We start from the raw sequence: 23,638 nt of genomic DNA, 5'->3' as shown, positions 1-23,638 counted from the left end.
TCAAACGTATCGAGCCTTTAGGATTGGGATGCTAGATTCATCTCCAAAATGACGGGGCAATGGTCGCTGCCCATGATGTGGCAATCGATTTTTGCGTCCGAAATCGCATCGTTCAATTGCGACGAGACGAGGAAATAGTCAATCCGCCAGCCCACGTTCCGCTCACGCACCTTCGGCATGTAGGACCACCATGAGTAGATGTCTGTCTGATCCGGATAGAGATGGCGGAATGTATCCGTGAATCCGGAGCCGAGTAGTGTTGTCATTTTATCCCGTTCCTCGAGGGTGAAGCCGGCGTTGCCTAAGTTGGGCTTCGGATGCTTCAGGTCGATCTCTTGATGGGCGACATTCAAGTCTCCACAGACAATGACTGGTTTATGCTTGTCCAGCTCTTGCAGATAACCCCGGAATCGATCTTCCCATGTCATGCGCTCGTCCAGACGGGAGAGGTCGCGTTTGGCATTTGGCGTATAGACGGTGATGAAGTAGAAGTCTTCGAATTCGAGCGTGATAATACGTCCTTCGGGCTCGTAATCTTCCTCTATCCCATAACGGACAGATAATGGCTTCAGCCGGGTAAAGATGGCAGTCCCCGAATAGCCTTTCTTCTCAGCATAGTTCCAGAATTGCATATATTCCTCGCCGATTTCGAGTTCAATCTGACCTTCCTGCAGTTTCGTTTCCTGCACACAAAATATATCTGCATCGATGTCTTTGAAGTAATCATAGAATCCTTTGTTCACACAGGCACGGAGGCCGTTAACATTCCAAGATACGAACTTGACCATGACAAATCTCCTTGTATAATTGCTATAGTTTATTTTCTCTAGTGTACCATAGAAGGGACTGCCGTTCGAAGAATCAACTTGCGATCATCGGCGACCCGCGATATTCTAGAATTAGCTAGGAATACCACCACATAACTATAAATTTTTACGATAGGAATTGATGACACATGACAATCGGGTTTTTCGATTCGGGGGTCGGCGGCCTTACGGTATTAGCTGAATCACTGCGCCGGCTGCCAACAGAGAACTATCTCTTCATGGCAGATACCCTACATGTCCCTTACGGAACGAAGCCGGAGAATGACGTAAGATCATTCATTCTAGAGGGCGTAGAACAGATGGTAAGTGTGGGCATCGATGCACTGGTTATCGCATGTAATACAGCGACGAGTATTGCGATTAACGAGCTTAGAGAACGATACTCTTTTCCGATCGTCGGTATGGAGCCCGCGGTGAAGCCAGCCGTGGAGATGAATCATGCGACAGGGAAGCGGGTGCTCGTCTTCGCTACACCATTAACGCTGCAACAACCGAAATATTATTCGCTTGTTCATCGCGTGGATGAGGGGGGAATCGTCGATTCTCTTCCGCTGCCGGAGCTTGTGGAATATTGTGAGGCGATGCAGTTCGATCGTAAATTGATGGGTGATTATTTCCGGTCGAAGCTAGCAGCCTATAACTTAGATGATTATGGTATGATTGTGCTTGGCTGTACGCATTATCCTTATTACAAAGCCATCCTAAGGGACGTCCTGCCGCCACATATCGAGATGATCGATGGCAATGCAGGGACGATTAAGCGGCTGTCCGCACTGCTGAATCGTTATGGCATTCCGGTAGGCAGCGGGAAGGGGAGCGTCCGCTTCATGTGTTCAGGCAATGATCCCGTCTATTTGGATAAACTGGAGACTGCGCTCGCATTAATTCGTGAGGATGGATATGTAACGCAGCACGTTGTGTAGAGATTTGGATCGATTGGTATAGGTATAGGTCGGTTGTTCACCGTTGTGAGCTTCCGGCCTATTCGTGTGAAAATATGCGAAGAACCCTCCAAGCGGGGCTTGAAGGGTTCTTTTGATCAATTTGGCTGATTCTTTCTACTTCACAATATGCGTTCCTGCTTGCTCATTGATGGCATTCTTTAAGCTCTCTGGATTCGTAATAATAACACGAGATCCATTATGCTCTAGGAAGCTAAGGCTGGCTTCGATCTTCGGCAGCATGCTGCCAGGAGCGAAGTGGTTCTCCGCGACGTATTGCTTCGTCTCCTCAACCGTAATCTTCTCCAGTGCCTTCTGGTTCGGTTTGCCGAAGTTGATGCACACGCGGGATACGCCGGTTGTGATGATGAGCGTCTCTGCATTCACTTGCTCTGCGAGCAGGCTTGTTGCGAAGTCCTTGTCGATGACCGCATCAACGCCGTCGTACGTGTTGTCGCCTGTCCGAACGACAGGGATGCCGCCGCCGCCAACAGCGATAACCACGTAATCGGCATCGATCAGAGACTTGATCGCGTCCTTCTCCACGATATCGATCGGCTTCGGCGAAGGTACAACGCGGCGATAACCCCGGCCTGAATCTTCGATCATCACCCAGTCCGGATGATCTTTCTTCATCGCCTCAGCCTGCTCTAGGGTGAAGAAGGAGCCAACCGGCTTCGTTGGGTTCTGGAAGTTCGGATCATCCTTGCTGACTTCCACTTGCGTAATGACGCTCGCTACTTTTTTATTGATGCCGCGTTTGGCGAATTCGTTGGTTAATGCTTGCTGGATTTGGTAGCCAATCCCCCCTTGAGTATCTGCGACACAGTTCACGAGTGGAATCGTTGGCATGCCGCTTACTTCGCTAGCAATCTCGACACGCTGCATGGCAAATCCAACCTGAGGGCCGTTCCCGTGGGTCACGACAACCTTATAACCTTCCTGAACCATATCTGCGATATTGACGACGGTCTCGCGAACCGCTTCATATTGATCTTGAATTGAATCGCGGCCGTTATCACGTACTAATGAATTGCCACCGATGGCTACAATCACGAGTTTACTCATGGGGATTCCTCCTAGAAAATTAAGATGCTTTCACTCCTGTCTCACGATCTAAGACAGTCGTCTGTTTGTTGAATCGATAGAATATCGCGTAGAGCACGCCTGAGATAATGAGTCCGCTCAGGAATGCCGATTTGCTGATTGCAGCAAGGAAGGCAACATCTTTGAAGAATGCGCCGGATAATACGATCAAGAAGCTGATGATAAATATGGTACAAGCAATGACATTGTATCCGCTCTTATACTCGCCGTTATCGCCTTGCTTCAGGTAGATCGCAGACAGGTTCAGCGTTCTCTTCCGTTCAAGGAAGAAGCTTGCGAGCATGATGCCCGTAATCGGACCATACATCGAACCGATGAAGCTATAGAATAAATAGAGTGCTTGCGTGCCGTTGACGAGCTTCCAAGGCAAGATCGCTGTTCCGATGATGGCTGTTAGAATCGCCGCTGTCTTCACATTGAACACTTTTGGTAGAAGCGCAGTCATTTGTAAGCCGGAAGGAAGCAGGTTGCCGAATACAACATAACTTGTCGAAGCAATATTCAAGGTGAGCAATAACACGATCACGATGAACGGATTGCCGATTTGGTCGATCGCCGCAACGATATTGAATCCTTTGATGCCGAATGCGATTTGTGTACCTACAAGCAGTCCTACACAAGTGATGCCAAATAAGATATACGATGCGATCATGCCGAGCGGCAGACCGATCATTGGTGCTTTGTCTGTCTTCGCGCGCTGCGTAAGGTCCGCGATGTTCACGATTGGACCCCCCCAGTTCGATACAAGGGCACTGACGCAAGCGATGAAGATAAGCGGGCTAGATGTTGGATTGCTTGGCGTGTAGTCGAAGATCGGTCCGAATCCGCCAGCCACGCTGATCGCCCAGATAGCGGCGCCTACGATAAAGATATAAATGATTGGTGAAGACCATTTACTGAACAAACTAAGAATTTTCATGCCGCCTAGGAATAATCCCACCGTGATGACCCACAAAATGATATAGGATACTATCGTCGGGAAATCGAGTCCTAGGAAATTAAAACCGGGAACCATGTCCATATAGCCTGGGAAGATTTTCGTGAAGATGACGTTAAAGGATTGTGCACCAATAATCGTCTTCGTTCCGAAGAATACGACCCCTGCTATTAGCCCGCGGCATAATGCAGGAATAACCGAACCTTTTACGCCAAAGGAGCTTCGTAGTAACATCGAATATCCAATGCCGTATTTGGATCCTGCGTAGCCATTCAACACATAACCGATCGATACGATAATTGCCGCTGTCATGACCGCCCACAGTACTTGCGGGACAGACAAACCGAGTACGAAAAATCCCGCAACGGTCATGTACGACATCAAGTTATGCACAGCGCCCATCCAAACTGTAATGTAGTTGAAAGTGCTCCAATCACGCTTCTCAGTGGATTTCGGTAGAATATCCTCTGCATACCCGTAAGATTTGAACTCTTCAATGCTACGATTGTTGACCTGTTCCATCGTAATTCTCCTATCTCTTATTAAGTTGACAAAGATCTACTGCGGCTTGTTACAAGATAAGGAGTTAGCTGATTTTGTCACTTAAAGCGAGCAGTGCTTTCTCGAACGCTTCCGTTGGTGGGTACGTAATGCCCGCACCAATCATGCCAATACCTGGCTCCTTATGTGCAATCGCGGTGTTGATGACGGGAAGAATACCTGTCTGAATAACATTGCGAACATCGATCCCCGTTGCAATCCCGCTGAAGTTCAGCAGAGGAATCGTCACGTTCGGATTTTCTGTTGTCGTAATTTCCTTCATTTTCGTCGAGAAGCCAAGCGCTTCTTCTACCGTACCGCCGACAAGAGCGACAATCGCTGGCGCCGCTGCCATCGCGAATCCACCAATCCCGTACGTCTCTGTAATCGCGCTGTCACCGATATCAAGGCCGGAATCCTCTGGCTTGTAGCCTGCGAACATCGGTCCGATAACTTTCTGAGCTGGGCCTGTGAACCACGTGTTGCCCGGCATACCGCTGACGCGAATCCCGAATTCAACCCCGTTGCGCGCCATGGTTGTAACAATGGTGCTGTTCTCAATACCATGCGCTGCATCAAGCGCACATTTGCAGAGCGCCATCCAGGTCGGTCCGGAGAAGTAGTCGCTGCTTGCTACGAAATCGAAGACTTCGCGTTTTTGCTCTGTCGTGAAGTTCGTCTCTAGAATGAATGGTGTCAGGGCTTGGATTAATAAGCTTGTACCCGCATTGTTACGGTTGTGGCACTCGTCGCCCATATGAAGCGCTTGCGCCAGCATAAGACGAAGATCGATACCATTCGACAATTTCATTGCGTCACGAAGCATCGGTCCGAGTACGTCGCGCATCCAGTTCAGACGAGCGATAACCGTCTCGTCATTCGCGCCCATGCGAAGGATTTTGGACATTTGCTCACTGAGGTTCGTGTAAGCGATATTGCCGTACGTTTTATTCTCAACGATGTGCATGAACATGGATGCGGAAGTGACGCCGGCCATGGATCCTACACAGTTGTGCTCATGACATGGTGCGAAAGTAATTTTGCCGGATGCAGCCACTTCCGCAGCTTCTTCCAGATCCTTCGCTAAGCCTTCGAATACGATCGCGCCTGTTACCGCGCCTCTCATGGCACCGTTCATGCGATCCCACGTAATTGGAGGACCGGAGTGCAAGATGGTTGTCTTCGTCATGCCTGGTACGCAATTGATCGCTTGGTCGAAGCCGATTAAGATCGGCTGGGAGTTCACAATACGCTCAACCGCAAGTTTGTTCGCTGCTTCGATTTTCTCAATCAATGCTGGATCCTCGAGCTTGTCGAGCGCTTTGATCAATTCCGGCTTGCCGCCACCCGGCGGTTTCCACTCGAGGTGTGTTGCCGTTGCATTTTGCTTCAAGATATCATCCTTGAAAAATTCGATACCCACGTTGATGACATTTAATTTGCTATTAAAAAGTTCATTAATTTTGCTCATGGTTCATTAAGCCCCTTTCACGACAAATTCTCTGGATAGCAGACCTGCATTCGTGCTGCTGCTTGCGATCGTTACGCCAGCTTCCATCAACTTGTTCACTTGGTCTTCAATTTTCGGACTGTCGAGGTCTGTGCCGAGCACATAGCCGAGAATTTCAAGATGTCTGCCTTCCTTCGCAGCGAGTTCCTTCGCTTCGATGATCGCAGGAAGCATCACGCCAACCGGATCTTCGTGGGAGCCGAAGCCAAGAATGAAGTCCATGACGATTACGCCAACCTCAGGGTCCTTCGCTTCTTGCAAGAAACGCGCGATCCGTGTCGAAGGGTCGATCATCGGGTGCGGCTTGCCGTTCGTGAAGTCATCGTCACCGAGATCGAGGAAGGTGTGCTCTTTGCTCACATGCAGATCCTTCAGCTTGTAGTCAGGGTTCTTCTGAATGTTGCTGTATACATTGTCGAATTTCTCCATTGCGATATACATGGATTCGTCACACAGTGTACCGCCACAGAACAATCCGCGAATATATTTTTGCTCTGGAGTAAGTTTCGCACGTACTTCTTCAACAAGTGGAATGTTGAGTGCGCGCTTGTTGATCGTGCTCTCATCTGCACCAGCAAGGACAACCGCTTTAAGCGCTGCTTCCTTGGATGTCTTCGCGAAATGTCCGCCTGCAGCAACCACCGATTCTTCGGTGCCGCCGATGAAGTAGACCACGACAGGCTTCTTGCATTGCTTGATTTGGTCGAGCACTTTTTTCTCAACGCTTGGTGCTGGCGGTTTGGAGATCAAGACGATCACTTTCGTCGCTTCATCTTCGTCCAGCGCTTTCATGCCATCGAGCATCATGATGCCGCCGACTTGCTCGCTCAGGTCACGCCCGCCTGTACCGATCAGCTGCGTAATGCCGCCGCCGAAATCATGAATACGAACGCTGACTTCTTGGCTGCCTGTGCCGGATGCGCCAACGATACCGATGTTGCCGCGTCTAACCGAGTTACCGAAGCAGAGCGCGACGCCCCCGATAATTGCTGTTCCGCAGTCAGGGCCCATCAGGAGCAAGCCTTTTTCATGTGCATATTGTTTTAATGCGATCTCATCTTCGATGCTTACGTTGTCGCTGAAGAGCATGACGTTCAGATCGTTATCGAGTGCTTTTCTAGCTTCTCTCGCTGCATATGCACCGTTCACGGAGATTACAGCTAGGTTCGCGTCTGGAATGCTTTTCGCTGCGGAATCGATCGTTGGATACTTGATGTCGCTTGTACCTTTCGCTGCGCCCTTGTTCTTGAAGAGCTCTTCAATTTGCAAGAATGCGCTTTCACAAAGCTCATCAGTAGCCGCTTTGACGACGATCATCAGATCGCTTGTCTTGGCTTCTTCCAGTTCAGGTGTGAGTAGTCCAACATTGCGTAGAACCTCTTTATTCATTTCCGTACCCATCGCGATCACCGCTTGCTCTACACCTTCTATTTGGTTCGCTTTGGTGGATAGGGACATCAAGGACACAGAATCGAAATACGTGCTTTGTTTAATTACAACTTTGGTAGACATACTGTACCTCCTGCTTGAATGTTGATCTCGAGTCCGCTGATCATCCCGTAGACGATATCAGTGCCCGATGAAGATCCGATTGTTAATACCTTATCTAAAGAGAGAATCAACTCTTCTTGTTTACCGCATGTAATGGAATGAAGCAAACGGGTGATAGATTCCCTCACTCGACCCTTGGATGCTTGCTTGAGTGCCATATAACTAATCTCATTGGTCAATGTTCTTGCGACGTCCACGATTTTCTCGCCGAATCCTTGATAGATGCGGCCTGGGCTATTCTCCATGTGAAATGTAGAGAGTAGGCCAACGAGAAAGTCATCTCCCGAAGGGGTTAACCCTGGCCCAAGGCCGATGATCCCAGCCGCATGACGACATGCGTCCGAGACTTGGTGGTGAAGCAGTGCTTCTTGAAGCATCAGGGAACGAACGCTGAGCAACCTCGATGTCTCTTGTTCAAATAGGCTGCCGCTTGTTAAATCAGGTTTCATGCCACCGCATTTCCCGCGTTGCAAGGCCATGTCTTTTGTTATGACGAGATTGTTGATTACAGATTCGATATCGCTTGGGAAACGAGGAAGCTGACATTCCCACGTTGTAACTTGATCCATGGCGATCGACAATTGGTCTCCAATGTGTACAATTCGCTGGTCAGCATATACAATGTCGTTAACTTCTATCGCAAGTTCGCTGAATCGATCAATGTCGATTAGCATTGTATTGGGTGCATTATCCAAGTGCTGGCATGCAAAGGTATATAATTCGCCATTTTTGATGGATTCGACATTTATCGTTCTGTCGAATACACTATGCACATAACCATGAAATTTCGTATGTTGCAGTTGATTCATCCAGTCCAGATCACCAGATCGTGCATGATGCTCGTGCATGGTTAGCACTTCCCTTCCTGTAAATCTAAGGTGATTGCGGTCCAAGCACAGGCGGCTGGATGATGGTCACCGCATCGTGATGATGTTACTTCGCGCCTGCTGCTAACAAGATTTGCTCAATTTCGACGAAACCTTTCTTTCTTGCCAGCTCAAGTGGTGTAACACCGTACTTATCAACCATGTGCACATTTGCGCCATGTTCGATTAAGAGCTTAATAATGGTCTGCTGTTTTTCTCCACCATCATTCAAGATGATTGCTTCGATCAGAGGTGTCCAACCGCAAATATTCGTATGATTCACATTGATGTCTGTCGTTGTGAGGAGCTCGCGAACGACTTCAACATGGCCTTTCTCACTGGCAGGGGTAATGCCGACGCCACCGAAGCGAGTCAATAATTCGATGTTCGTATTCGCTTTGATCATGAGCTTAACGAGCTCGAGCTTCCCGTTAATGCAGCCGAACAAGAATGGGTTGAAGCAAGTCTCATCTTGCAAATCCACATTTGCTCCAGCTTCGACCAGGAAGGATACGGCCTTCAAATGATCGTTCATTGCCGCAATCAGAACCGCTGTTCTTTTTTGCTTGTTTCTTACATTGATGTCGATACCTTGTTCTAGGCATTTCTTCAAAGTTGCGACATCCCCTTGAGCTGCTGCTTCAAGAAATTGTTGTACCAAGTTGTTGTCTGACATCTGAATACCTCCACATCGTGAATTGTCGTTGCAGAACATCATCTGAGGATGTGAAACGTTACACAACCTTCATCTGACACGATTATTGTAAAGCGGATACATGAATTGAGCATTGGTTAACAACACTAAAAAAAGTCCAAGTTCATTGTGCAGGGTGCACAAACATACCATCGAACTGGCAAAAATAAAGGGGTGAGGAAAATGCTTACAGTAAAAGATTTACTCCACATCAAATCAATCGAAGGCATTAAGGTCGTTGCTGGTGAGCAGGGAATCAATAATGTGATATCGATTGTCAATATTATGGAAAATCCGGATGCATTTGACTGGTTATCTTCGAATGAATTGCTCTTATCGACGGGGTATATTTTTAAGGGTAATGAAGAGCTCCAGAATCGGATTATTCGTGAGCTTGCGGAGATCAACTGCGCGGGGCTCTGCATTAAGATGAAGCGGTATTTCGACAAGCTGCCGCAGAATATGATTGATATGGCGAACAAGTACGGATTGCCGCTGCTTGAGATGCCGTTCACGTATCCGTTATCCAAAGTGATCGCAATCATCAACGAGAAGGCATCAGGCAGATATGACCTGTTGAATCGACGAACGTTGGATATGCATAATATATTGTTTCGTATTGCGCTGGAGGGCGGGGGGATTGAGCGGATTGCGATGGAGCTTGCGGAGACGATCCATAATCCCATTGTGTTCTTGGATCGGGATTGGAATCTGCTGCACTATGCTGAGTTGGAAGAGAATCCAGTTCCACTCGAAGGAAGTCTGCATCTCGTACCGAACCGGCCTGTGTTCACGAGGGATTTCCGCGATTCGATTCCAAGCAATATTAGCGAGATGAAGAAGTCGGTGAAGCGGATCTATCATACGAAGGGACAGGAGATCAAGTGCCGAATCCTGCCGGTTGCTGTTAACCATTATATTTATGGCTACATTGTCGTCTGGCAGACGGTACGGGAGCTGACGGAATTCGACTATATCGTCTTGGAGCAGTCCTCGACCATTATGGCGCTGGAACGGATTAAGGCTAAGGAAATTGAGGAAGTGAAGCTGCAGATCCGCCAAGATTTTTTCGACGATTTGCTCACGGGGAAGATTACCTCATCGGATACCATCCAGACGTTATGCGATTTGCATGGTTTGAACTCGAGTTATATGTATTATTGCATTGTGATCAACATCGAACCGATGGAGCTCGAACGGTTCGAGGATATCGTTGCCCGTAAATATGAAATGGATAATCTGGCGAAAAAATGCGTGGAACTGGTATATGAATATTCGAGTGAGGCGAATGGGGAGATTACCTGCTTCTTCCGAAACCAACGGATTATTATCATGGTTGGTCAGAGTGAATTCCGGCCGAACGTTACCATCTCCGAGACGAAGAATTATGCGATTGAGCTGCATGAGAAGCTGCGGCATCAGATCAAGAAGACAACCTTCACCATTGGTATCGGTAGACAATATAAGTCGATCAGCTCGCTGCATAAGAGCTTCTCAGAAGCGCATGAGGCGATTCGGCTGATGCAGAAATTCGGCAGCCAAGGCGAAGTATCACACTTCGAAGACTATTCCGTTTACCATTTCTTGGATTCGAATATTAAGGAGATGGAGCTCGAGGATTTCTTCCTGAAGCGGCTCGGCAAGCTCTATGACCATGATCATACGCATGGGACAAGCTTTATGATCACGTTGGAGAATTACTTCATCCACAATCATAATGTGAGTGAAGCAGCCAAAGCGATGTTCATTCACCGCAATACCTTTATCTATCGCATCGATAAGATCAAAGAAATGCTCGGAACGGATTTGAAGAACTCGGAGGAGCTGCTGCAAATTCAGCTTGCTCTGAAAATCTTCCGATTGTTGAATAAAGTATAAAAAGAGAGCCGGACTACCGCTAATGCGGTATGCCCGGCTCTTGTTCTATGTTGATTCGTTCGATGATCTCGCGATATTATACAACGCCTTGTGCGATCATTGCATCAGCTACGCGCAAGAATCCAGCGATATTCGCACCGACAACGAGGTTGCCTGCATAGCCGTATTCTTCTGCTGCACGTACGCTGTTCTGGTAGATGTTCTTCATGATGCTGTGAAGCTTCGCATCCACTTCTTCGAACGTCCATTGCAGACGCATGCCGTTTTGCGCCATCTCAAGAGCTGATACGGCTACGCCGCCAGCATTTGCCGCTTTCGCAGGTCCGAACAATACTTGATTGTTCAAGAACACGTCGATCGCTTCGAGTGTCGATGGCATATTCGCGCCTTCGCTAATTGCTTTTACGCCGTTCGCAACAAGCAATTTCGCGGACTCTTCATTGATCTCGTTCTGTGTTGCGCAAGGAAGCGCGATATCGCAAGGGATGGACCAGATGCCATCGCATCCTTCCGTGTAGACAGCGCCTGGATGCTCTGTTACATATTCTTTAATCCGTTTGCGTTCAACTTCTTTAAGACGCTTCACCGTATCGAGGTTAATTCCGTTCGGATCGTACACATAACCGTTCGAGTCGCTGCATGCGACAACTTTCGCGCCAAGCTGGTGAGCTTTCTCGATCGCATAGATCGACACGTTACCCGATCCGGAGACAACAACCGTGCTGCCTTCGAAGCTTAAGCCTTTTGCTGTCAGCATTTCGTTCGCGAAGTATACGCAGCCATAGCCTGTTGCTTCTGTTCTTGCTAAGCTTCCGCCATAGATGATACCTTTGCCTGTCAATACGCCAGCTTCGTAACCGCCACGCAGGCGCTTGTATTGTCCGAACATATAACCGATTTCTCTTCCGCCAACGCCGATGTCTCCCGCAGGAACGTCAACGTCCGGTCCGATATATTTCGACAATTCGGTCATGAAGCTTTGCGTAAAGCGCATAATTTCGTTGTCGGATTTGCCCTTCGGATCGAAGTCGGATCCGCCTTTACCGCCGCCAATAGGTTGTCCGGTCAGGGAGTTCTTCAAGATTTGCTCGAATCCGAGGAACTTGATGATGCTGGCATTAACGGATGGGTGGAAGCGAAGACCGCCCTTGTAAGGTCCGATCGCGCTGTTGAACTGCACACGGAATCCGCGGTTGACTTGAACTTTGCCGTTGTCATCTACCCAAGGCACGCGGAACGATACCATCCGCTCAGGCTCAACGATGCGCTCAAGAATGCCGTGCTCCTTGTATTTAGGATGCTTTGCGAATACAGGCACGAGGGAATCGAGGATTTCTTTGACTGCTTGGTGGAACTCGCTCTCGTGCGGATTGCGTTTGATTACCAATTCATATACCGATTGTACATATTCTTTTGCTGCCGCTTGATTTTGTTCTGGGATGGCCGTGATCACTGTTCAAACACTCCTTTATAAAAGTTTGATTTACACTTTGTGTACGATGATTTGCATTTTATACTATACAAAATGGAAGCATTTCTCCAATAGAAATTATTTAACAAAGCGATTAAATAGCGCTATCGCACTAAAGCGATAAATGGTAAAAACGTTTACATTGTTGTTGCACAAATGATGTAAACGTTCCCAAGGGAAAACCAAAAAACCTGATCATCGTTAAGATGACCAGGTTTGCGCAAAATATAAGGATTACAGCAATTCGCGACGAAGTTCTTCAGCCGATTTCGGGGACAAGTAGCCGAGTGGAATATCGAATACCGTCTTCGCACCAGTTGCTCCTTCTTGGCTAAGGCGGTGAGCTGCTCTCGCGTAAGCTACGAGCACGCTTGCCGTGAACTCAGGGTTGCTCTCAAGCTTCAATCCGAACTCGATAATTTGCTTCGTGTTCTCACCTGTTACACCGCTGCGAATAACGAATCCGCCATGCGGCATGCCTTGATGCTCAGCCTGAAGCTGTTCCTCGGAGATGAATGTCACGGTTGTGTCATAATCAGAGAAATAGTTCGGCATATTTACGATCGTCTCACGAATTTGATCTTGGTTTGCGCCTTCTTCAGCGACTACATAGCACTCACGCAAATGTTTCTCACGTGTAGCGAGCTCTGGTGTCTCACCCGAACGAATGCGGTCGATCACTTCTTCAACTGGAACAGTGTACTGTACGCCAGCTTTTACGCCTGGCACACGACGGATCGCATCAGAGTGGCCTTGGCTAACGCCTTTGCCCCAGAACGTATAGTCTTTGCCTTCTGGCAGGATAGACTCCGCAAGCAGTCGATTAAGCGAGAATAATCCCGGATCCCAGCCTGTCGAAATTACGCTGAGGTTGCCACCTTCTTTCGCAGCTGCATCCACGGTATTGAAAAATTCGGGAATCTTCGCATGCGTGTCGAAGCTGTCGATCGTATTGAACATTTTGGCGATCACTGGCGTCTGCTCTGGAAGGTCTGTCGCGGAACCTCCGCACAGAATCATCACGTCAATGATACCTTTATATTGCTCTGCAGCTGAGATATGCTCGAATTTGATACCTGCTGTAGCGATTTGGTCTGGCTGTCTGCGAGTGAATACCGCTACGAGCTCCAAGTCTTGGTTCTGGCGAATGGCTTTCTCCACGCCTTTCCCCAAGTTACCATAACCAACAATACCTACTTTAATCTTTTGCATTGATAAAGTCCTCCTCTAGGGTATTCCAATATTCTGCTTGTCCACCCTTTAAAGTATATAGAAATATTACATTAAATGTAAACGTTATTCGTGAGAAAAAACCTCTATCGTGGTTCTTACTTTTATTAATACGGCTTTGGTAAAAAGAAACCCGCGAATGTGTCCAGTGGATGGACTTCGCGGGCTCCTTCTTATTATTCTACATCATCGTGATCTTGATTGCCGTCATTGTCATTGGTTTCATCAAAAATGTCCGAATTCGTCACTCTTGTTGCACCAACATAACGTTTCACATAATACGAATCACTTAAGCTGGAAATTGTAATCCCTTTTTTACTGGATGCATGTGCAAATTTATTGTCGCCTACATAGATACCGACATGCGAGATGCCTTTACCGGTTGTGTTGAAGAATACGAGATCTCCGGATTGAAGATCTGATTTTGCAACTTTTTGGCCCATTTTGTACTGTGATCTCGATTGGTGCGGAAGTTTGATGTCGAACTGCTTGAAGATGTACATCGTAAATCCGGAGCAATCAAATCCACTTGTCGATGTGCCACCGCTTTGATAGCGAGTGCCAATAACTTCGTTAACTTCTTTGTCAAGTTTGGAGTCTGCGGCGAAAGCGCTACCAACAGAGACTGTCATCGTTAATGCAAGTGTGACGATCATAGATTTAAATAACTTTTTCAAGAGGGTAATACTCCTTCCAACGCCTACGAGGTTAGCTAAGGGTTCGGTTGAAGGCTCCCTATGATCCCTTACTTGCAAGATCAATTCACCCAAAGATGGTTCCCCCGTTTCCTGGTGCGCAGGAACTCGGCTTCAATAATTTGGTGCACCGGATACGAATCACAATAATGACAAAATTGATTACAAACTTATTACAAAATCTTAACTAATTGCTATTCTAACAGACGCTACTCTCTTTGACAAACCTTTTTTTACGTTTTTACTCCATTTTTTGCGAAAAACAACGAATAACCCGACCTTCGCTAGGCGAAAATCGGGTTTATTCGTTACTTCTTTATTTTATTGGACGAGTATCGTGTTTCTATTTTTTGGGCACATCACTTTGTGGGGATATTTTAACATTTGCTTTGCCACAGTTGATATTGTGCTGCAATGCCCCACACTTTGACGATAGAGCGGACGAGATGGTAGGTCTGATGCAGAATAATAGCGATGAGCCCTGTCCAGATCCAAGCGGCAGCTGTAAAAATACTGCTGATCACAAGCAGGAATGCGAGCAGTAGAAGGGTGATGCCTAGAATCATAGGCAGGTTTTTGAGGGAGAGGAGCAGTCCGCGGAAGATCCCCGTCTTGCTCACCTGACCAAACTGCATGAATAAGAACAATTGATGCATGATCCATGCGAATACAATCCATCCGAAGATGATCGGTAGGAAGGCAACCCCTAGTTGCTCCAGGTTGTAGAACTTCCATTCCTGATAGAAGTAAGGAACGATCCAGTACGCTGGGGCGAGGATCAACAGGTTCTCCAGCCAATAGAACAGACAGGCCGGTTTCCACGCGTATTTCATGCCTTTGAAGAATAAGAGTCCTTTATCATCTTGATGGTGAATAGAATAGTAGAGTCCGGCGTTGATGAACGGTGTGATGATCATGCGTATGAGGAATAAGCCAGCCAGCATCCACAGGTAATAATCGATGATATCGGTCTTCATGAGTTGGAACTGGCTCTCGATTAAGAACATCTGCATACTCGTCTCAGTAGGGTGAGGATCCGGGTAGCGTTCTAGAAGGGGGACCACGATGGCGTCGATAAATCGATAGAGGAAGAAGCCCCAGATCAGCTGGTACAAGAATAGAATAATAACAATATAGAAATGATGCCTAACAATACTAAAGCTTTCTTTGATATATTTCATGCCGGGTTCACCTCACCATCCGAGTGCGTTCAAGATACTCTCGATCAGTTTTGCTGTACTGAAGTTAATTCGCGTTTTGACGGCTTCATCAATCTGGGCCTTCATGTAGTTATTGATGCGTTTATTCTCAAGCACCATCGTATCTTGCGGGTCGATCATCACCCAATCCAGCGGTGTCTTATGGGTGAGTGTATACTGAATCGTTGCCGATGCGCCGTCCCACATCCGCTTCACGGACGTACCGTCCTTGAACATGAACACGACAGGAACTTGCGGGTAATCGCCGCCTTTTTTGCGGAGAATGACTTTGGACTCATAGGCCGTCGCCCCTTTAGATTCTATCTTCTCCGCTGTAATGCTCTCCACGGCATAATCCGTCATGAATCCTTTATAGACGTATTGATTGAAAAACTCAGTCCAATTCTTCTTCGTGACTTGCTCGACGACACGCTGGAAATCCGACGTCGTCGGGTGGCGGAAGGCCCATTTATTCGTGTAGGTCTTCATAATTTTAGCCATCGTCTTGGCTCCCACTTGCTTTTCCAAGGCAACGAGCACCAGTTTACCGCGCGTGTACACATTTTCGGCATATTGGTCGGAGTCTTTGTATTTCCATGCGTAGAGAGACAGTGGAGCTGGGCTGGTCATATAGCTCGACTCGATCGGCAGATTCGGTACAATACCGTACTCCGTCTCCATGACGCGGTCCTCAGCGTAGGAGGTGAACCCTTCGTCCAGCCAAGCTTCTTCAAATTCATTGCTCGCAAGCATGCCGTAGAAATATTGATGTCCGATTTCATGAACGACAGTACGCTCTAGATCATACCCTGGGTTATCATCCATCGCCCCGAATGCCGTAATAAGGGTTGGGTACTCCATTCCGCCAGCCCCATTGCCTTCTTTAGGCGGTACGACGATCGAGAGTGTAGAATAAGGGTATTCTCCGTACCATTCGCTATAGCGAGCAAGTGACACCTTAGCGGCGTGGAAGTACCGCTCTTGCAGATCCTTATGCGCCGGATCAAGGTAGAGCTTGATTCGTACGCCAGGAACGTTCGGCGCAGAGAAAGGCTGTTCAGCATAGATGAAGTCCGGCGATGCGGCCCATGCGAAGTCATGCACATCTTCGGCATAAAATTGATAAGTTTTGTATCCGGCTTGGGTGGTTGCGCTTTTGGTTGGGAAGCCGGAGGCTGCCACTTTATAGGCTTCAGGGACTTGGATGCGCACGTTGTAGGTACCGAAGTCGGAGTAGAATTCGGAGTTCCCGTGGTATTGATGGATATTCCATCCTTCGGTCGTTCGCCCGCGCGTACCTGCGGGTTCATACACGGCCAGCTTCGGGAACCATTGTCCCGCCATGACGAAGTTGCCTGCGACACCCATGCGTGCGAAGACGTCCGGCATTTTGACATTGAACTTCATATTAAGCGTAATGGACTGGCCGGGCTTGACCGGCTGAGAGAGCCGAACCTTCATTAAAGTGCGATCATTCGGATTGTTGTCATCCGGCTGTACATACTGCATGCGTTTCATGAGCGACATACCTTCTTCGGTTTGCATGTCGGTGATTTCCATGGACCCGTAGCTGCCTTCCTTCATGACATCCCCGCGCAGTTTTCCGCCAGATTCTTGAATAAAGGTCGATTGCTTGGACGAAAATGCATTGGGATAGAGGTGGAAATACAGCTCATTTACGATATTTTTGCCGGGGTTGGTCCACGTGACGGATTGGCTGCCCTGCAGCGTCTTGCCGACCTGGGAATCTTCGAGCTTCACATTCGTGTGATATTCAACGATGCGTTTGCTATACACTTTCGAGGTCGGCGCCTCGATGGTCTGCTTCGGTTCTGCCGGTTCGCTTGCGGCCGTACGCTGTTCTGGAAGCTTCGACATGGTGGTGAGATGATCTGCCTGGTTTCTGCTGAACCAGATGGCATAGCCGAGCAGACAAACGATGAGCGAGATCGTTAGAATGCGTTTTGTTAGGCGTGGGGTCATACACGTTTACCTCCCGTTGACAAGCATGTACAGCATGTATATGTTTGCAATTTCAATAATATTAGCTAAAATAAAATTAAATCACTTGGAGGTATAATGCGGATGAGTTCTGAAGAGCAAAAACCGAAGAAACAGCTAGCCCTGAACGTTGTTAGCAAGAAGGAACATAAGGGATTTGGCGCAGGTTCAATCGACTTGAATAACGTCTCCCCGGTCATTATCGATCAAGGAGAAGCTTATATTGATATTGGTGCGATGCACGCGAAGAGTAAGATCGAGCGCGGAATTAAATTTCTCCCGAATCGGGATGAGGTGCCGAATGGTCGCAAATGCTGGATTGTCTGGGTTGCGGTGGACCGCAATGAGGAAGGTCAGCTATACGGCGGAATGACGGCATGCGAAATGTCTGTTGACCCGGAGATCAAGCGCGGGTGGAAGATCCTTGCGGAGCATGTGAACAAGCTGGACTATGCGCTGAAACGCCGTGTGATGCTGGAAGGGCTCGATGCAGAGGAGAAGAAGCTCCTTCGCGACCTACTGATGCAGCATAACCAAGAATGGTGGGAACGTACCAGCGAGAGCGTGAAGGAAGCATTGGCTTAAGGCTATATATAGAAGAAGAGACAGCAATCCGAAATGGATTTTGCTGTCTCTTTTTATATTCTTGAACCGCCGAATGCTACATCAGGCGGTTATTTTACCCTGTCCACCAACGTTTGACGTCCTGCCACCAGGAGCGGTGCTGCGGTGAAGACTCTGTTCCTTCTTGCTTCGTCTCTTCTCCGTGATGCGCGCTGCAGGATTCAGTTGGTTCCGTGCCTGCAACGAAGGCTTCCAGCCGCTTGTCCGGACATGCGGTGGTCGCAAGCTGGCCTGTCTGCGGGTCGATATACACGTTGACGATGCCTTCAGGGATCGGGAAGATCTTCGGCGGCACATTACGCAGCGCTTCTTCTGTGAATTGCGCGAAGATCGGGGCTGCTTTATGGGCATCAACGGCATGAATCATTTTCCCGCGATCATAACCAACCCAGACCGCAGTGGAGAGCTCAGGCGTATAACCAACGAGCCATGCATCCGTATCCGTTGTACCCGTCTTGCCCGCAACGGGGCGCTTCATCAGCGACGAGACCCGATTTCCAGTTCCTCCGCTGTCGAAGACACTCTCGAGCAGATTCGTTAAGACATACGTATGCGCGGCATCCGTGACCTGCGTGCGCTGAGGAGCAGGCGCTTCATAGATGGAATTTCCTTTGGCATCGGTAATTCGCAGGACGGCGATGGGTTCAACCCGTTCGCCTTGATTACTAATGACCGCGTAAGCGGAAGCCATCTCGAACGGACTAACTGGGAAAGTGCCGAGTGCGAGTGACGGTAGAGGCTTCAGCGCACTATCAATACCCATCTTCCTTGCCATTTCGACGACATTGAGCGGATCGATCTTCATAATCGTATTGACGGCATAGATGTTGTCAGATACGGCAATCGCCCGACGCATATCAATTTCACCGAAATATTTGCCGCCGTAATTGCTCGGCTCGTACGTTTTACGATTCTCATCGTAATGGAACAGCGTCGGCTCGCTCTTGAACCGGGACATGCTGGTCATTTGATTGGTTTCAAGCGCGGCCAGATACATAATCGGCTTAAAGGCCGAGCCAGGCTGCCGTGTATTCGCGAATACACGATTGTATTGATTGGTCTTATAGCGTGTTCCGCCGACCATCGCTTTGACATAGCCGCTGCGCGGATCAATGGAGACTAGAGCGGCTTGTAGATCCGAATCCGCCGGGATTTGCTTCGCGATGGCTTGTTCTGCCGCTTGCTGCGCATGCAGATCGAGCGTGGTATAGACCGTAATGCCTCCCTCGGCCAGCAGCGACTCTTCGAATCCAAGTTTATCAGTTACGACATTACGGATATAATCTCGAAAATAAGGCGCAATCTCGCCTTCTTGCGGCGTCTCCAGCGGCTTGAATTTCAGCATCTCATGATATGCTGCGTCTGCCTGCTGCTTCGTAATGTATCCGCAATCGACCATGGCGAGGAGAACCGTGCGCTGCCGATCTTTGGCATTTTTCATATCGCGAAATGGGGAATAATATTTAGGTCCCTTCGGAATGCCGGCGAGCATCGCACTCTCCGCGAGCGTAAGTAGCTTGGCAGGCTTGCCATAATACAGCTCTGCTGCGGGTTCAATTCCGTACGCGCCATGTCCATAATAGATATTGTTCAAATATTGATTCAGAATCTCATCTTTACTAAAGTTCATTTCGAGCTGAATCGTGTACATGGCTTCCTTCGCTTTACGCGTCCATGTGCGCTCATGACTCAAATACAAATTGCGGGCTAATTGCTGTGTTAATGTGCTGGCGCCTTGTTTCGTCTCCAAATGCTCAATATTGACAAGCAGCGCGCGAGCCATCCCCTTGATGTCGAATCCAATATGATGATAGAAATTACGATCTTCGACAGATAACGTGGCGTGGACGAGATCTGACGCAATATCGGAGGGACCAACCGGACGCCGGGATATTCCAGTCTGGGGTTGAAAATAACCGATGATTTGCCCTTCGCGATCCACAAGCTTGGAGGCGAGTCCCATTGAGGAGACTGGTAGGGAATCGGCGCGCAGATAGATGAGCAAGCCACCGATGCCAATGAGGAGGAGCAGGAATAGGAATAATGCAGCCGCTCCGAGACGTTTCAATAGACGAATCGGACGCGATGGCTTTGATTTGGCATGGGCCGCACGGGACTGTGATTTTCTCGCCTGATGTCGCGACATACCTTCCATCCTTTCTTGTTCCAATCTTGGGTGAATTCCACCTAATCCTTAGTATGGAAAAAGTTAGAAAGTCGTATTCATTCGTGTCCGAAATATTAAATTTTAGATTCTGGCGAGGTTACTGTTGCTTTTTTGGTAAGTTTTATTATAATACTTCTTGTCCTAAGAAGAAGCGATTTCAACCCGTCAGGGAGGAGCGTTTCTTCGCGAAGTATAAGAATCCTTTCTTATATTTCAAAAAAACATGGGAAAGAGCGTGATACGTAATCGTCCCTAAACGATTAATCTACGAGAAGAAAGAAGGCTAACTACGATGGAATTGTGGTACACGGAGAAACAAACGGAATCCTACGGGATTACAGCGAAAGTGAAACAAACGTTTGTAACAGAAAAAACGGATTTTCAAGACTTGGCGATGATCGATACGGAAGAATTCGGACGCATGCTTGTCTTGGACGGCATGGTCATGACAACGATTAAAGACGAGTTTGTCTATCATGAGATGGTCGCTCATCCGGCGTTGTATACGCATCCGAATCCGAAGCATGTGCTAGTTGTTGGCGGCGGAGACGGTGGCGTGATTCGTGAAGTATTGAAGCACCCGCAAGTGGAGAAAGCTGTTTTGGTTGAGATCGACGGTAAAGTCATTGAATATTCGAAAAAATATTTGCCGGAGATCGCCGGAGAACTGGACAATCCTCGCGTAGAAGTTATCGTAGGCGACGGTTTCATGCACATCCATGAAGCGAAGGATAAATATGATGTAGTTATGGTTGACTCCACAGAGCCGGTAGGCCCTGCAGCGCCATTGTTCGAGCGCGGATTCTACCAAGGTATTTTCGAAGCGCTCAAGGAAGATGGAATCTTCGTTGCTCAGACGGACAACCCTTGGTTCAAAGCTGATTTGATCCAGAAGGTCAACAAAGATGTGAAAGAAATTTTCCCAATTGTTCGCGTTTTTGCTGCGAACGTGCCGACATACCCAAGCGGTCTGTGGACATTTACGATGGGAAGCAAGAAATACGATCCGCTTGAAGTGGATGAGACACAAATTCCAGAAATCGACACCAAATACTACAGCCCACGCTTACACAAAGCGGCGTTTGCATTGCCGAAATTTGTAGAAGACCTGTGCAAATAAGGAGGAGACAGAAGCGATGCGTCTAGATCAAGCTTACTCCGGTAATGTATTTATTTGCAGTTCGGATGATTACGAGAACTCAAAGGCTGTCATTTACGGCATGCCAATGGATTTCACCGTTAGTTTCCGCCCAGGTTCGCGCTTTGGCCCGGCCCGTATTCGTGAAGTATCGATTGGATTAGAAGAATATAGCCCTTATCTCGATAAGAGCATTACAGACATGACGTATTTTGATGCTGGCGACTTGCTCTTGCCTTTCGGTAATGCAGCGCGCAGCTTAGATATCATTGGTGAGTATGTTGGAAAGTTACTTGCTGACGACAAATTCCCGATTGGCATGGGTGGAGAGCACTTGGTTTCTTGGCCGATTTTCCAAGAAGTCTTCAAGAAATATCCAGACCTTGCGATCATCCATTTCGATGCGCACGCTGACCTTCGCGAATCCTACGAAGGCGAGCCATTGTCGCACTCGACACCGCTTCGCAAAGCAGCAGGTCTGATCGGCGGTAAGAACATTTACCAATTCGGTATCCGTTCCGGGTCCCGTGAAGAGTTCCAATATGCACGCGAGAACATCAATTTCCACCCGTTCGAAGTGCTTGAGCCGCTCAAAAAAGTATTGCCAGAGCTTGCAGGACGTCCTGTCTATGTAACAATTGATATCGACGTGCTCGATCCTTCGGCTGCGCCAGGAACAGGTACAGCAGAAGCAGGAGGCATCACGTCCAAGGAATTGCTGGATGCTGTGCATGCCATCGCTCGCTCTAACGTAAATGTCGTAGGTTGTGATTTGGTGGAGGTCGCTCCAGCCTATGATCCAACAGAACAGACACAGATCGTTGCAGCCAAAGTCATTCGTGAAATGCTGCTCGGTTTCGTAAAATAAGGATAAAGGCCAGGGATAGTGAATTTACAACTATTACCTGGCCTTCTTGTATTACACCATCATTCTCCATACGGTATACTGAGATCACATCTTAGAGGAGGGTGACACGTGTACGTAGTCGATTTTCCAATCGTGGACATTGATCCAGTGAGGAAATTCATTCTTGTGAACTCAGCAAGCATTGTGCTTAACTTCATTTTACTGCTCGCAGCTTTTATTGTGATATATAGTCTATTATTCAAAAAAATATCGGCGGTGTACATCTCGCGTCCCCCGAGGCGCTATCGCGTCTTATTCGGATTCATTGGCGGGGTGCTAGCCAGCGTTACGGTGCTGCTCAGTGTTCTTACGACTACGGATTTCGATGATTTCCATTTTATCGACGCGTTGACGATCGGGCTTCGAACTTATTTTATTTTTATCTCTCTGTACGGAGGGGGAGCTGTCGCAGGGTGGACCACACTGGCATGCATCACGGTGGTTCGCTGGCTGGTAGATCCGAACCTCCGCATCGCGGAAGAGTTAACCTGCATTGACCTGTTTGTCTTCGCGATTACATGGATCGGGTTGCGGCTTGATTTGGATCGCAAATGGCGGTGGGCGTTAATCAGTACAACGACGATTCTGCTGCAATCCGGGTTCTTTATGCTAAAGGGCATGGGGCTCGAGGAGCTGCTGCTGTTCATGGGGTCAATGCTGGTTGTAGCGATTGTGGTGTATTTCATCATGCATTATGTCATTCGATCATTGGAGATGTATGTTTATTTTCAGCGCAATGCCATGCAGGATTATCTGACCAAATTGGACAATCTGCGATCGCTGCATATGAAGATTGCGCGGCTGGTGAAGCGCATGCAGAATACGAGCCAGGATTATACGGTTATGATCGCGGATATCGACCACTTCAAGTCCATCAACGATACGTATGGACATGCCGCTGGCGATGAAGTGCTGAGGCAATTCTCGCAGCTGCTGACCGAATATTGTCCGAAGAAGGATATTCTCGCACGAATGGGAGGCGAGGAGTTCTGCCTGATCTTGTCGGGTGGGCTCGAGGAGTCGGAGAAGCTCGCGAATCAGATTCGGGAAGCCGTCGCGGGTCACCTCTTCTCGCTGCCTACGCAGCAAAGTGCGTTCATTACCGTGTCCTTCGGGCTTGCAAGCTGTAATCGGGATCGTGTGCACACGATTGAAGATATGCACGAAGTGATGGATGAAGCAGATCAAGCGCTGTATGCCGCGAAGACAGCTGGGCGGAATCGCGTTACGGTGATGCAGGCTAGGGACGCTGGCCATCGCCCTCGGCGCATGGGCTGGAATTGAATCATTCGAACCGCTGTGAGGCAGAGAGCCTTTCGGCGGTTTTTGTTTCTATGGCATTGGGTTATTTTGCT

19 protein-coding genes and 1 riboswitch are annotated in these 23,638 nt (G+C 48.3%); of the genes, 6 read left to right on the top strand and 13 right to left on the bottom strand.

Features of this window, described 5'->3' with window-relative positions:
- Positions 1 to 17: 17 nt before the first annotated feature.
- Positions 18 to 788, bottom strand: a complete 771-nt coding sequence (locus GCU39_RS23630; RefSeq protein WP_152395708.1) for an exodeoxyribonuclease III — start codon at positions 786 to 788, stop codon at positions 18 to 20.
- A gap of 167 nt (positions 789 to 955) precedes the next feature.
- On the opposite strand from GCU39_RS23630, the gene murI reads away from it, so the two are divergent.
- Entirely contained in the window at positions 956 to 1,750 is a 795-nt protein-coding gene (gene murI, locus GCU39_RS23625; protein WP_152395707.1) for a glutamate racemase, read from the top strand.
- 135 nt (positions 1,751 to 1,885) lie between these two features.
- On the opposite strand, the gene arcC is transcribed toward murI, so the two are convergent.
- From arcC to GCU39_RS23595, 6 genes are all read right to left on the bottom strand, one after another.
- Positions 1,886 to 2,836, bottom strand: a complete 951-nt coding sequence (arcC, locus tag GCU39_RS23620; RefSeq protein ID WP_152395706.1) for a carbamate kinase — start codon at positions 2,834 to 2,836, stop codon at positions 1,886 to 1,888.
- A gap of 19 nt (positions 2,837 to 2,855) precedes the next feature.
- Positions 2,856 to 4,334 carry a cytosine permease gene (locus GCU39_RS23615; protein WP_152395705.1) on the bottom strand — a complete coding sequence of 493 codons (1,479 nt, stop codon included), beginning with the start codon at positions 4,332 to 4,334 and terminating at the stop codon, positions 2,856 to 2,858.
- 64 nt (positions 4,335 to 4,398) lie between these two features.
- Positions 4,399 to 5,823: a YlbE family protein gene (locus GCU39_RS23610; RefSeq protein WP_152395704.1), complete on the bottom strand. Its 1,425-nt coding sequence runs from the start codon at positions 5,821 to 5,823 to the stop codon at positions 4,399 to 4,401.
- 6 nt (positions 5,824 to 5,829) lie between these two features.
- Positions 5,830 to 7,374, bottom strand: coding sequence for an acyl-CoA synthetase FdrA (gene fdrA / locus GCU39_RS23605; protein WP_152395703.1), 1,545 nt, complete (start codon positions 7,372 to 7,374; stop codon positions 5,830 to 5,832).
- The gene (locus GCU39_RS23600) at positions 7,356 to 8,261 is read right to left on the bottom strand and encodes an oxamate carbamoyltransferase subunit AllH family protein (RefSeq protein WP_152395702.1); all 906 of its coding nucleotides are present in this window, start codon (positions 8,259 to 8,261) and stop codon (positions 7,356 to 7,358) included. The genes fdrA and GCU39_RS23600 overlap by 19 nt, the downstream gene beginning before the upstream one ends.
- A gap of 85 nt (positions 8,262 to 8,346) precedes the next feature.
- The gene (locus GCU39_RS23595; RefSeq protein ID WP_152395701.1) at positions 8,347 to 8,955 is read right to left on the bottom strand and encodes an ankyrin repeat domain-containing protein; all 609 of its coding nucleotides are present in this window, start codon (positions 8,953 to 8,955) and stop codon (positions 8,347 to 8,349) included.
- A gap of 201 nt (positions 8,956 to 9,156) precedes the next feature.
- On the opposite strand from GCU39_RS23595, the gene GCU39_RS23590 reads away from it, so the two are divergent.
- Positions 9,157 to 10,851, top strand: a complete 1,695-nt coding sequence (locus GCU39_RS23590; RefSeq protein ID WP_152395700.1) for a PucR family transcriptional regulator — start codon at positions 9,157 to 9,159, stop codon at positions 10,849 to 10,851.
- 76 nt (positions 10,852 to 10,927) lie between these two features.
- Here the strand turns inward: GCU39_RS23590 and gdhA are convergent, their stop codons facing one another.
- The 5 genes from gdhA to GCU39_RS23565 form a co-directional block, all read right to left on the bottom strand.
- Positions 10,928 to 12,301, bottom strand: coding sequence for an NADP-specific glutamate dehydrogenase (gene gdhA, locus GCU39_RS23585; RefSeq protein ID WP_152397402.1), 1,374 nt, complete (start codon positions 12,299 to 12,301; stop codon positions 10,928 to 10,930).
- Positions 12,302 to 12,556: 255 nt separating this feature from the next.
- Positions 12,557 to 13,534, bottom strand: a complete 978-nt coding sequence (locus GCU39_RS23580; RefSeq protein ID WP_152395699.1) for a diaminopimelate dehydrogenase — start codon at positions 13,532 to 13,534, stop codon at positions 12,557 to 12,559.
- Between the two features lie 194 nt (positions 13,535 to 13,728).
- Positions 13,729 to 14,229: a C40 family peptidase gene (locus GCU39_RS23575; RefSeq protein WP_152395698.1), complete on the bottom strand. Its 501-nt coding sequence runs from the start codon at positions 14,227 to 14,229 to the stop codon at positions 13,729 to 13,731.
- 5 nt (positions 14,230 to 14,234) lie between these two features.
- Positions 14,235 to 14,371: riboswitch (cyclic di-AMP (ydaO/yuaA leader) on the bottom strand.
- Between the two features lie 253 nt (positions 14,372 to 14,624).
- A complete protein-coding gene (locus GCU39_RS23570; protein ID WP_152395697.1) occupies positions 14,625 to 15,428 on the bottom strand; it encodes a carbamoyl transferase in 804 nt (267 codons plus the stop codon).
- Between the two features lie 12 nt (positions 15,429 to 15,440).
- Positions 15,441 to 17,429, bottom strand: a complete 1,989-nt coding sequence (locus GCU39_RS23565; protein WP_152395696.1) for a M1 family metallopeptidase — start codon at positions 17,427 to 17,429, stop codon at positions 15,441 to 15,443.
- Between the two features lie 102 nt (positions 17,430 to 17,531).
- Between GCU39_RS23565 and GCU39_RS23560 the strand changes: the two genes are divergently transcribed.
- Complete coding sequence (locus tag GCU39_RS23560; protein ID WP_152395695.1) at positions 17,532 to 18,032, top strand: YwhD family protein; 501 nt, start codon at positions 17,532 to 17,534, stop codon at positions 18,030 to 18,032.
- Positions 18,033 to 18,126: 94 nt separating this feature from the next.
- Here GCU39_RS23560 and GCU39_RS23555 read toward each other — a convergent pair whose 3' ends face one another.
- Positions 18,127 to 20,217, bottom strand: a complete 2,091-nt coding sequence (locus tag GCU39_RS23555) for a transglycosylase domain-containing protein (RefSeq protein WP_227793311.1) — start codon at positions 20,215 to 20,217, stop codon at positions 18,127 to 18,129.
- Positions 20,218 to 20,530: 313 nt separating this feature from the next.
- Here GCU39_RS23555 and speE point away from each other — a divergent pair, with 313 nt between their 5' ends.
- From speE to GCU39_RS23540, 3 genes are all read left to right on the top strand, one after another.
- The gene (gene speE, locus GCU39_RS23550; protein WP_152395694.1) at positions 20,531 to 21,358 is read left to right on the top strand and encodes a polyamine aminopropyltransferase; all 828 of its coding nucleotides are present in this window, start codon (positions 20,531 to 20,533) and stop codon (positions 21,356 to 21,358) included.
- Positions 21,359 to 21,374: 16 nt separating this feature from the next.
- Entirely contained in the window at positions 21,375 to 22,244 is an 870-nt protein-coding gene (gene speB, locus GCU39_RS23545; RefSeq protein ID WP_152395693.1) for an agmatinase, read from the top strand.
- 108 nt (positions 22,245 to 22,352) lie between these two features.
- The gene (locus GCU39_RS23540; RefSeq protein ID WP_152395692.1) at positions 22,353 to 23,567 is read left to right on the top strand and encodes a GGDEF domain-containing protein; all 1,215 of its coding nucleotides are present in this window, start codon (positions 22,353 to 22,355) and stop codon (positions 23,565 to 23,567) included.
- The last annotated feature ends 71 nt before the right edge of the window (positions 23,568 to 23,638 follow it).

Source organism: Paenibacillus guangzhouensis (assembly GCF_009363075.1).
Classification (GTDB): Bacteria; Bacillota; Bacilli; order Paenibacillales; family Paenibacillaceae; genus Paenibacillus_K; species Paenibacillus_K guangzhouensis.
The sequence above is the reverse complement of the archived record's forward strand: the minus strand, read 5'-3'. Positions and strand labels throughout refer to the sequence as shown.